This is a genomic window from Pseudomonas sp. NPDC086278 (genome assembly GCF_050280905.1).
Taxonomy (GTDB): domain Bacteria; phylum Pseudomonadota; class Gammaproteobacteria; order Pseudomonadales; family Pseudomonadaceae; genus Aquipseudomonas.
The window spans coordinates 35,921-45,979 of record NZ_JBNNWE010000045.1 but is presented as its reverse complement, the minus strand read 5'-3'; the positions used below and the strand labels follow the sequence as shown (position 1 = coordinate 45,979).

10 protein-coding genes and 2 pseudogenes are annotated in these 10,059 nt (G+C 52.2%); 8 read left to right on the top strand and 4 right to left on the bottom strand.

What is annotated here, in order from left to right:
* Positions 1–95: 95 nt before the first annotated feature.
* Positions 96–287 (bottom strand): annotated as a pseudogene (locus ACQKP4_RS15890) (short chain dehydrogenase); the annotation flags it as partial.
* 184 nt (positions 288–471) lie between these two features.
* Here ACQKP4_RS15890 and ACQKP4_RS15885 point away from each other — a divergent pair.
* Positions 472–711, top strand: a complete 240-nt coding sequence (locus ACQKP4_RS15885) for a hypothetical protein (RefSeq protein WP_427634560.1) — start codon at positions 472–474, stop codon at positions 709–711.
* Positions 712–885: 174 nt separating this feature from the next.
* Here ACQKP4_RS15885 and ACQKP4_RS15880 read toward each other — a convergent pair whose 3' ends face one another.
* Entirely contained in the window at positions 886–1,107 is a 222-nt protein-coding gene (locus ACQKP4_RS15880) for a hypothetical protein (RefSeq protein WP_427634558.1), read from the bottom strand.
* Between the two features lie 85 nt (positions 1,108–1,192).
* Complete coding sequence (locus ACQKP4_RS15875) at positions 1,193–5,329, bottom strand: CheR family methyltransferase (protein WP_427634556.1); 4,137 nt, start codon at positions 5,327–5,329, stop codon at positions 1,193–1,195.
* Positions 5,330–5,591: 262 nt separating this feature from the next.
* On the opposite strand from ACQKP4_RS15875, the gene ACQKP4_RS15870 reads away from it, so the two are divergent.
* Positions 5,592–5,990: a hypothetical protein gene (locus ACQKP4_RS15870; RefSeq protein WP_427634554.1), complete on the top strand. Its 399-nt coding sequence runs from the start codon at positions 5,592–5,594 to the stop codon at positions 5,988–5,990.
* Positions 5,991–6,173: 183 nt separating this feature from the next.
* Here ACQKP4_RS15870 and ACQKP4_RS15865 read toward each other — a convergent pair.
* Positions 6,174–6,494 (bottom strand): annotated as a pseudogene (locus ACQKP4_RS15865) (low affinity iron permease family protein); the annotation flags it as partial.
* Between the two features lie 327 nt (positions 6,495–6,821).
* Between ACQKP4_RS15865 and ACQKP4_RS15860 the strand changes: the two are divergent.
* The 6 genes from ACQKP4_RS15860 to ACQKP4_RS15835 all read left to right on the top strand — a co-directional run bounded on the left by ACQKP4_RS15860 (position 6,822) and on the right by ACQKP4_RS15835 (position 9,896).
* On the top strand, positions 6,822–7,070 hold the full coding sequence (locus tag ACQKP4_RS15860) for a hypothetical protein (RefSeq protein ID WP_225571055.1): 249 nt from the start codon (positions 6,822–6,824) through the stop codon (positions 7,068–7,070).
* A 13-nt stretch (positions 7,071–7,083) separates the two neighbouring features.
* Entirely contained in the window at positions 7,084–7,584 is a 501-nt protein-coding gene (locus tag ACQKP4_RS15855) for a CinA family protein (protein ID WP_427634553.1), read from the top strand.
* 5 nt (positions 7,585–7,589) lie between these two features.
* Positions 7,590–8,108 carry a hypothetical protein gene (locus ACQKP4_RS15850; RefSeq protein WP_116030814.1) on the top strand — a complete coding sequence of 173 codons (519 nt, stop codon included), beginning with the start codon at positions 7,590–7,592 and terminating at the stop codon, positions 8,106–8,108.
* 7 nt (positions 8,109–8,115) lie between these two features.
* Positions 8,116–8,562, top strand: a complete 447-nt coding sequence (locus ACQKP4_RS15845; RefSeq protein ID WP_427634551.1) for a DUF421 domain-containing protein — start codon at positions 8,116–8,118, stop codon at positions 8,560–8,562.
* Between the two features lie 90 nt (positions 8,563–8,652).
* Complete coding sequence (locus tag ACQKP4_RS15840; protein ID WP_367241857.1) at positions 8,653–8,880, top strand: PLD nuclease N-terminal domain-containing protein; 228 nt, start codon at positions 8,653–8,655, stop codon at positions 8,878–8,880.
* A 131-nt stretch (positions 8,881–9,011) separates the two neighbouring features.
* Positions 9,012–9,896, top strand: coding sequence for a manganese catalase family protein (locus ACQKP4_RS15835; protein WP_116030808.1), 885 nt, complete (start codon positions 9,012–9,014; stop codon positions 9,894–9,896).
* Positions 9,897–10,059 lie beyond the last annotated feature (163 nt).

Sequence of the window (10,059 nt, the reverse complement as noted above, 5' to 3'; positions counted from 1 at the left end):
CTCCACAGCTACAACCACTACCTGTCGCCAATAGCTATGGAGCAAAAAGCGGCATAAACACCGTAACCGGTGTCCGGGATTACTTGACCAGTTCATACCGGCTCCCCCGTTGGATCAAGCTCATCGTAATAAAACTGCTGTCCTTCCAGCCAACCTATGGCCGTCATCAACTCGGGGCTCAGGTAATACTTCCCGTCAAGAAAGAAGCCTGGGAAATGTCGTGTGCGTTCAAGACTTTCTACGATGTAGCGCTCGCCCGCCTTCATACCGGTTGCTGGGTCGATCATGATGAAGCCCTCAGATTCGCTGGTGTTGCGATAGAGGATGCGACTTGGCGCAATGTTCCATCGAGATGACTGAAAGGCTGAGTGGCAGGAAGGTGACGGTCGGTAAGCCAATAAATCGAACACTCGAAATACCATCCCGCTCCAAGCTACATGCCCCCACCATTGAGGGTGCTGAGAGGTGTGTATGAATAGCGATCCAAAGCTGCAAGGAGGGATTGGTCAAGATGACCCTATCCCTACATCACCTGATCCATTGAGCCCAGGCCGCACCGAAGTTGATCCAATGAAGGAAGAGGGGATTGACGAACTGCCGGATAACGAAGGTAAGCGCCCGCTTGATGATGACGGCGTCGGGCTTGACCCTGAGCGTGTGCGGGAGGAGACGGATAATGCGGTGATGGATAATCAGCAGGATCCACGCTAAAAGCCGGACATTCCTTCCACGACTCTTTGATGCAAGCGGGTCAGGGACGGCCCGCCATATAAGAAGAACAATGGGCTCTATCGACTCGATCTCAGTTAATGCTTAAAAGCGAGCAGTGAGATCCGAGAGCGCCAATAGAGCTGTTGATGAAGGTGTTCAGTATGATTTGATACCCTATGATTGGCGTAGCCGGTAAATGGCTTCGGTGATTCCTTGAGCATTTTTGTCCAGAGTTTCCATTGCTGCCTCGGCGTTGACTGCAGCATTCCCGGCACCGTTCCCCGAAAGCCACGTCGTAATCTCCTCAATAGCCGCACATATTGCGTGCTGGTTGTGAAGGAGCAATGTAATAGCGTCTGCCGCAGCTACGTTCGATTCAGAATTAGACGATGCCATCGGTATCTTCCTTGACTGTTCGGTTCGGGAGACTAGCGGAACTGCGAGAGCATGCCCATTTCCGCATCCTGCGCTGTCGGCAGAGCTAGGATCGCTGACCAGCCGCAGTAACCAACCCGCAAATCATGGTTGTCAAATCTTCCACGGCTACCGGTTTTCCGAGGGATGCATCAAAGCGGCCTTCCCCTTGATATTTAGTACCTTCGGCTGCACCGTAGCCTGTCAAAGCAATTGCCGGCACGGCTGCGTAATCCGGTAGTTTACGTAGCGCAGCGAGTAGCTCATGACCATCCATGTGCGGCATTCCGATGTCCGAGATAATTATATCGAAGCGTTGCGTCTGCGCCACTGACAGAGCTTTAGAGGGGTGATCGAATGCCAGGACGTGCGCGTCCTCCAACTCGAGCAGTAGCTGCAACGCTTCCAAGACCTCTGGTGAATCGTCGACGAGGAGTATGCGAATCCCAGCCAACTGACCTTGGTCGTTGTCGGGATCATTAATGGCGTGCTGATCTGGCGCTTCAGTTAGTGGAAGGTCTACGGTGAAGCGTGATCCCTTACCTATACCGTCGGAATAGGCGTGGATGCTGCCATGGTGACTTTCAACCAGTTGCTCGACCAAAGCTAAGCCTATTCCCAAGCCACCTCGGTGCTGGCCCGAAGGGCGATGGTCAGCCTGTCCGAACATCTCGAAGATACGTTCCAATTGATCCTTCGCGATACCCGGCCCAGTGTCGATCACTTCAATACGTACCGCTTCCTCCAGCTTCGTCGTGACAACTTGGACTGTGCCTTCAGCGGGGGTGAATTTGATGGCATTACTAATCAGGTTCCAAATGATCTGTTCAATCCTGGTCTGATCTGCATCGATGAACAGACTTTGTTCAGGTGTCTTGAAATGAATTTTGCATCCGGGCTCTGCTTTCAGCACGACTTGTTGAATTTCATTGAGTACGACCACGAGATCCAGTGGTTTGCATTGCAACTGCAGCTTGCCATTGCGTACCCGAGCGACGTCCATTAGGTCATCGATGATGCGCGCTTGGCTAGCTACCGCATCAGTGATGGTGGTGATCGCTTTTTGTAGCGTCGGGTCTTTCTTTGACACAGGAAGCCGACGAGCCAATTGAGCGTTTAGTTGAATGAGGTTCAGCGGATGTTTGAGTTCATGCGACATGACCGCAAAGAACTGGTCTTTTTGCTGGCTAGAATTTAGGGATGCCGTAAGGTTCCGCTGTTGCTCTTCGTGCAACTTGATATGGTCAGTCAGATCGCGCGCGATTTTGACAAAGCCTTGGAAGCCTTTGCTCGCCAATGCCGTGACCTCGCCGCTGCAATAAAACTTGCTACCATCCTTGCGTGCGTGCCAGCGCTCATCGTCACTACGACCTTTAGTACGGGCCGTTTCCAACTCCATTTCTGGTATTCCTGCGCGCTGATCCTCGGCGGAAAAGATGAAGCGAAAATGCTGGCCCTCCGCCTCGTCACGGCTGAAGCCAAAAGTGTTTCTCGCCCCGTCGTTCCAGTCAGTGATGAAGCCCTCTTCATTAAGCACGATGATCGCGTAGTCATGGGTGCTTTCTGTGACCAGACGCATTCGCTCCTCACTCAAACGAAGCTCTTGCTCAGCCTCGCGCCGTGAGGTGATATCAATGAAAGTCAGAACGATACCGCCTATCTGATCCACATTGGAACGATAGGGCAAGATTCGCACGATGTACCAGCGGTCATCGGAACTCGCGACTTCGCGTTCGATGCCCTTGAGAGTCTCGAATACTGACATGGCATCCTCGGCCATTCCGTCGTATTTGAGGCGATGAGTGATATCCAACAAGGGCCGACCGGCGTCTACCGCCAGCATGCTAAAAATATCCGTTGCTCGAGGGGTGAACCATTTGATTCGCAGCTCTCTATCAACGAAAACAGTGGCAATGTCGGTGGAACTGATCAGGTTGCTCAGGTAGTCGTTGACCTGGTCTGTTTCCTCAACCTTGATCTTCAATTCGTGGTTTACAGTGAGGAGCTCTTCGTTGATCGACTGCAACTCTTCCTTGCTGGTTTCGAGTTCTTCAGATGCTGAACGAAGCTCTTCATTGATTGCCTGCATTTCCTCGTTGGAGGCCTTCAGCTCTTCGCTCGAGACCTCCGACTGCTCAATAACGTCCTGAAGTTGCAGCTTGGTACGTTGCAACTCCCTATCGAGGTTGGAAAGCATTTGATTTTCAGACTGTACCGATGCGTTGGAACTGACGTTTTGTGCGTCTATTTGTTCCTCGGTGAACGAGATGTAAAGACAGTTCAGCTCTGTTTCAGCATCAGTGAACGGGTGTACCTCGACCTGCACCTGGTAATGCTGTCCGTCGCGTTTATGATTGATCGGGCGGGCCCGAGCGGATTGGCCGGATTGTTGAGTTTGGTAGATGGTTGTGCGTAGTTCCAGGCGCAGATCTCCGCTCACCAGCGATAGGAGATTATTGCTGACCTCGCCGGTCATGTGCTGCAGGTATCGACCAGCGCCTTGACTGATGTAGAGAATATCGGCTTCGCTGTTGACGATGATGCTGGGTGGGGAAAAGCGCTCTGCAGCCCGCTGATATATTTCGACCGTGGACGGCTTTTTCACTGGTCGTGTATCACTAGGTAGAGACGATGCAATGGTGCGCGCATACCCCCCCCGAGGCATGGCAGGTAGGCGGTGAGTATTGGGGCCGCCGCGAGCACGAAAAATGCGATTCTTCTTGTCAACGGTGGTGAAAAGTTCAGGGCAAGCATCCGCTGATTCAGAGGTGCCGAGAAAGAGATATCCACCTGCACGCAACGCAAAATGAAACATTTGCAAAATTTCGCGCTGAATGTCGCGATCTAGATAAATAAGTAGATTCCGGCAAACGATCAGGTCTATCTGAGAAAAAGGTGGGTCAGCCAACAAGCTGTGCTTGGCGAAGAGCACTCGTTCACGAATATCCTTGCGGACGCGATAGTTGGCATCTTCTTTGATGAAGTATTGCCGCAAGCGTGCGGGTGAGACGTCAGTGATGATTGCTTCAGAGTACAGTCCTGTACGTCCCGTGCTTATGGCACGGTCATCGATATCGCTGGCGAACACCTGGATTTTGAAATCAGACGACGTTTCAGCTTTGTAATCATTGAGCAGGATTGCAAGTGAATAGGCTTCCTCCCCCGTGGATGCACCCGCCGACCAGACTCGAATCTCATGAGCGCTATCGATGTCGTTTTGACGAGCGAATAACTGGGGAATCACCTCGCGTTCCAATGATTCAAAAGACTCACGGTCGCGGAAGAAATTGGTTACTCCGATGAGCATGTCATCGAGCAGCGCCTTGGTCTCATCGGCGTGCTCACAGATGTAACGGTAATAGGCGGGCAAATCAGGCTGCGTAGTTACCTGCATGCGCCGTTCGATACGGCGTAAGACCGTGGCACGTTTATAGTGCTTGAAGTCATGGCCGGTAGCTGCGCGTAGCTTGGTAAGGATATCAAGCAACGCTTGTTCTGCCTGTTCGACAGCTCGCTCATCTAGCTTATGCGGAGTACCCGGCTGGATATCTGCAGCATTTGGAAGTTGAATACGCTGGGCGTTGTGCCATAGGTTCAGAATTTTCTGCGGCATTTCTACAACTGGTAATACGAAATCGACTTTATGAGTATTGATCGCCGCCTGCGGCATCCCCTCAAATTCGGCATCCTCGGGATACTGGGCTAATGTGACACCGCCTTGCTCCTTGATACGTGACAAGCCGACAGCTCCATCAGATCCGGTGCCGGATAGCACGACACAGAAAGCGTGTTCTTTGTGAGCGTCCGCTAGATCGCGGAAAAAGAGATCAATGGTTACATGCCGTCCACTTCTAGGCTCTGGAGGCAAGCCACGAAGATAGCCGTCGTTCATCGAAAGGCGCTGCGCGGGAGAAATCACATAAACATGATTGCGTTCGATGGGCGTAGCGGAAACCAATTGAGTGACCCGCATCTTAGTTCGGGAAGCGATCAGTTTTCCCGCACTGCTTTGATGATCGGGTGACAAATGCATAACCACCACGAACGCCATACCGCTGTCAGCTGGCATGTGCTCGAAGAATTGCTGCACAGCCTGCAAACCACCTGCGGACGCTCCAATACCTACCACCGGAAAGCCTAGATGGCTGGGTTGAATATCCTGTCGCTGAGGTCGATCTGCGCTTGCATCATTTTCGGTGTTCATCACGTAAGTCCTATCGTGGTCGCGCGTTATGGAAATCACCTTTAGAGCCAGCCTGTCAGCTACGGTTGTCCATGGCGAACCACAATCTGCAGCGAGCGAACACCTCGAAAGGAGATATTCAATAATAGCCCATAGAGAGCGTGCTGGAGATCCTTTTACGTACTGCGGATGGTTTGAAGCGGAAGACAGGTTAGGCGAATTTTATCGAGGTAGATCGGCCCACTGGCGAACGCAATTCAAAGTCCTCTATAGGACAAACCCATTGATCTACGATGCCAAATTAGTTGGGAACATGACGGTGAAAGCAATGGCAAACCGCCATTCATCGACAGGCCTGAACCGTACAGATGCTTTTGTTTCTACTGCAGACATCGTGGAGATTTTCATCATGTATGAAGACAGAAAAGCACACGCATTGACGACCTGGAATCAGCTCTTGGAACACCCTGAGATCCGAATGACCGCTCCAGAACAGTACGACGAATTATTGCGCCTCGCTGAGGAGTATTGCGAGGAGGGATTTATCACCCGAGAGGATCGTCGACGGATGATCGAGAAGGCTACTGCGAATTATCGGCGGGCAGTGGAGGGCTCGGCCAAGGCACTTAAGGGCATGCGGGCGCAATCGCAGGGCGCTCACCTGTCCGAAGATATTAGATGATGGTCGGCTTGCGTGCTGAAATTACGTGTCGCGCAGGTCATCCAGGGATGAGCTGATTGAGTGGCAACCGACAAGGTAAACACAAAAGACACTAGCTAAGATGCTTTCTATCCACTGTCGGCCTCACCACAACTTTCGCGGGCAAAAGACGTAAATGACTACAGCAATGTGCGGAGAAGGCTTTTACATTTGCAGGCCTCCTAGATCGGATTTAGATGTTTTGGCTTGACGAGGTGGTTGAACGGAAAGCAACTCGTTCGTGCCGGCTGTGTCGAGATTGACCTGATCATTTTCACCGAGAGAGCTGTACTGATCCCGGAGCTCTCGAAGGTCTTTTGAGCCCATCTTCTCCAAGCACAACGTCGCGTTTTGTGTGTCTTTAGTGGCTCGAATCAATTCGTCGATTTTGAGATGCAAAATGTCGTTGTCACGGTTTTGCGTGTTCTGAATAAGAAAGACCATCAGGAAGGTGATGATGGTCGTTGACGTATTGATGATCAGCTGCGGACTTCTCTATCACAGGAATCAGCTTCATCTAGGTGAAACCCTGAGAAGTTTGCTGGCAGTTCTTCCCCCTCTGTAAGCCCGTTTTAGCTCAAAGGGTCGACAAGGTGAAAAACCATACAATTCTTTGTACGCGATACCTTGACGAAAACGAGTCAGCAGACTGGATCTGACAGGCCACCCGCCACTAGGTCTACGAGCGCAGTTCATTCTCGCGGGGTTAGGCGCCTCCTCCTACTTTTTCGTTCCGGTATCTGATTTTCGTCAGACATTTTGAACCTAACTCGAATTCGGTCGCTCAATTGGAAAATGGTCGGGGGAAGCAGAATGAACGCTTTCAAGAACCAACTGACATTCACGCAAGAAATCAAATTGCTCGCCTTGGCAGCTTGGCAACGTGCACTGGAAAACCGTGAATTGCGAATGGATAGCCCAGACGCCTATCACGACGAACTGCTGCGCCAGTCGGATGAAATGGATCGCCTCGGCATACTCAGCTGGGATGAGTGGCGCGACTTGCGAAGAGAAGCGGACGTGGCGTACCTCCGAGCAGTCGCCGGAGACGATTACCACTGAGGTTATTCAAGTTATGTCCATCGCCAGTGACACAGTCCAGTACCTGCGTAACAACGCATTGGTGATAACCACAGCGGAGTCGTGTACGGCGGGCAAGATCATCACGCTGTTATCCGAGATAGAGTGTAGCGGCGAATTTATTGAATGTGGTTATGTCGTTTACTCGCCCCAGGCTAAAGAGCGCCTACTCCATGTCAGCCCGCAGACTATCGAAACCTTCAACCTGACGAGCGTCGAGGTGGCGAGAGAAATGGCTAGGGGGGCCTTGCGAGATAGCACCGCGAATGCCGCAATCGCGACTACGGGAATTCTCGGGCCGGACGATGTCGATGGCATCCCTGCAGGTACGATTTGTTTCGCTTGGGCGTTTCAGGCAAATAATGAATGCTACGTCTTCAGTCATGAACACCGGTTCTTCGGAGGACGTTGTCAGGTTCAGGCACAGGCGACGGAATATGCGTTGCAGTGGCTACCGCATTTTCATCGCCTTGCGCGCGCTGGCGAGAAGGCCTAAGCCTGATGAACGAAGACTCCGATAACGCAGATATGAGAAGCCGCGAACATCCGATTCGCGAGGACATGGCCTATCAATTGAAGGTCTGGCGTTTCGAGCGCGTTGGCTGGTACGTATTGGTTTTAGTCGTGTTGATGGGGTTAGTGGGCGTCTTTTCCAGAGGCTTGCTCAGTTCAAGAGATGTCCGCAGTGAGGACGGTAAAGTCAGAGTGGAATATGAAATGTTTCATCGCAATGGCTCAACTAACTCGATGAAAATTACTTTGAGTTCAACGTCAGATTCTCAGGTAGAGCTGGAGCTCGCAGGTCAGCTATTAGAAGGCTTCAGTGTTGAAACTCTTCAACCCGAACCTCTGCGCTCAAGAAGTTCTTCACATGGCATCAGGCTTTGGCTACAGACCGACCTCGATGGTCAAGCGACGCTGTACATCACTCTGCGAGGGGATGGCCTTGGCTTCTACCGCAGTCAAATCTCGTCACCGGGCACCAACAGCTTAAAGCTTGTGCAGTTCATTTTCCCTTAGGTGATTTATGGATTCGGTTTTGCGTGCAGGTGCGATGTATGTGGCCCTCATGGTGCTCTTCAAGATCGCTGGGCGGCGCTCCTTGGCGGAACTGACGACGTTCGATTTCGTCCTATTGATGATGATTGGCGAAGCTACGCAGCAGGCGCTGCTAGGTGATGATTTCTCGCTGACCAATTCGATGATAGTCATCGTCACGTTGATCGCTATCGACGTCGGATTGTCCTTGCTCAAACAGCGCTCGGGATGGATTTCACGACTGATCGATGGTGAGCCCACCATCATTGTCGAAAACGGAAAGCTCCTTCATCAACGATTGCGTCATGCTCGATTGGTTGAAGCTGACGTCATGGAAGCTGCGCGATCCAGTCAGGGGATAGAGAAGCTGGAAGAGATCAAGTTCGCGATCATTGAGCGCAACGGCAAGATTTCCATCATTGCCCGAGAGAATTAATTTCTGACGCTCACATGCGTCCCGAGATTTGCTTGGAACACCCTGATTGGAATGCGGCCTAAGAATTAACTATCTGAGGAGGGTTACATCATGTCTGAAGCTACCAGCTATTTCGCGATTGCTGTCGCCGTGATCATTCTGCTCGTCGATCTTTGGGCGATTGTTAGTGTGTTTCGAAGCGACAAAACGGTAGGGATAAAAGCCGCGTGGGCGCTTGGCCTCATTATCTTCCCAGTCTTAGGTTTGATCGTTTGGGGTCTTGCGGGGCCTCGTGGGATCAAAGAAGGCCCATCGTCGCCAGAACACAGCAAAGGTTAGTCACTATCCGTTTGTCGTTCGCGCTGAAGGTTTTTGAAATTAACCCTGGCGCACTTGCTTCAGATGTTTGTGGGCTGGCATTCGGACTATCACCGAGTGACAGCAGCCCTTATTCGCCTGAGGAGAATGTCATGTTCCTACATAACAAACGACTTCAATACACCGTGCGCGTTGCTCAGCCCAATCCTGGGTTGGCCAATCTTCTACTGGAGCAATTCGGCGGAGCTCAAGGGGAGCTCGCGGCGGCGTCACGCTACTTCACGCAGGCATTGGCAGAAGATGATCCTGGCAGGAAGGATCTCCTTATGGATATCGCTACCGAAGAGCTCAGTCACCTTGAGATCGTCGGCTCGATCATCGTGATGTTGAACAAGGGCGCCAAGGGACGAATGGCCGAAGGTGTCGAGGAAGAAGGCGAGCTATACCGCGCCATCAACGGAGCCGGTAACGACTCTCACATCACGAGTCTGTTGTATGGCGCAGGTGCTCCTTTGACTAACTCGGCAGGCGTACCTTGGTCGGCGGCATACGTCGATACCATCGGCGAACCCACAGCAGACATGCGCTCGAATATCGCCGCCGAGGCGAGAGCGAAGATTGTTTACGAGCGTTTGATGAATGTCACCGACGATCCCGGAGTGAAAGAGGCACTGGGATTTCTGATGACACGTGAAATCGCCCACCAGTTATCTTTCGAAAAAGCACTGCACGCCATCCAGCCAAATTTCCCTCAGGGCAAACTGCCGGGCATGCCGGAGTTCACCAACGTCTACTTCAACATGTCACAGGGCGAAGGCAGCACTCGCGGCCCTTGGAACGAAGGGGACGATTGGGACTTCGTGGAAGATCCGGCGCCCGCAGTGGATGGTGGGGACGGCACCGCCTCTGTGCAATTGAGCGCTGAGGACGAGGCGTTGCTCATGGATATGAAAGCAAGGACGATGTCCGACCCAGACAGCAATCCGATCACAGGGGCGGACTTAGGGGCGGGGGTACAAGGCGAACCTCAACCTTGAAGAGCAGCCGCACGCCCTCTGGCGTGCGGTCTTCCATCTTAGTCAGAGGGGAATCACATCATGGTTAACAAAAAATCAGCGCGTCGGAATTTAACTGGCCCTGAGATGCTCTTTGCCACCAGCGTCGCTTTTGAACGTGACGCGCAACGCGTATCCAGGCAGT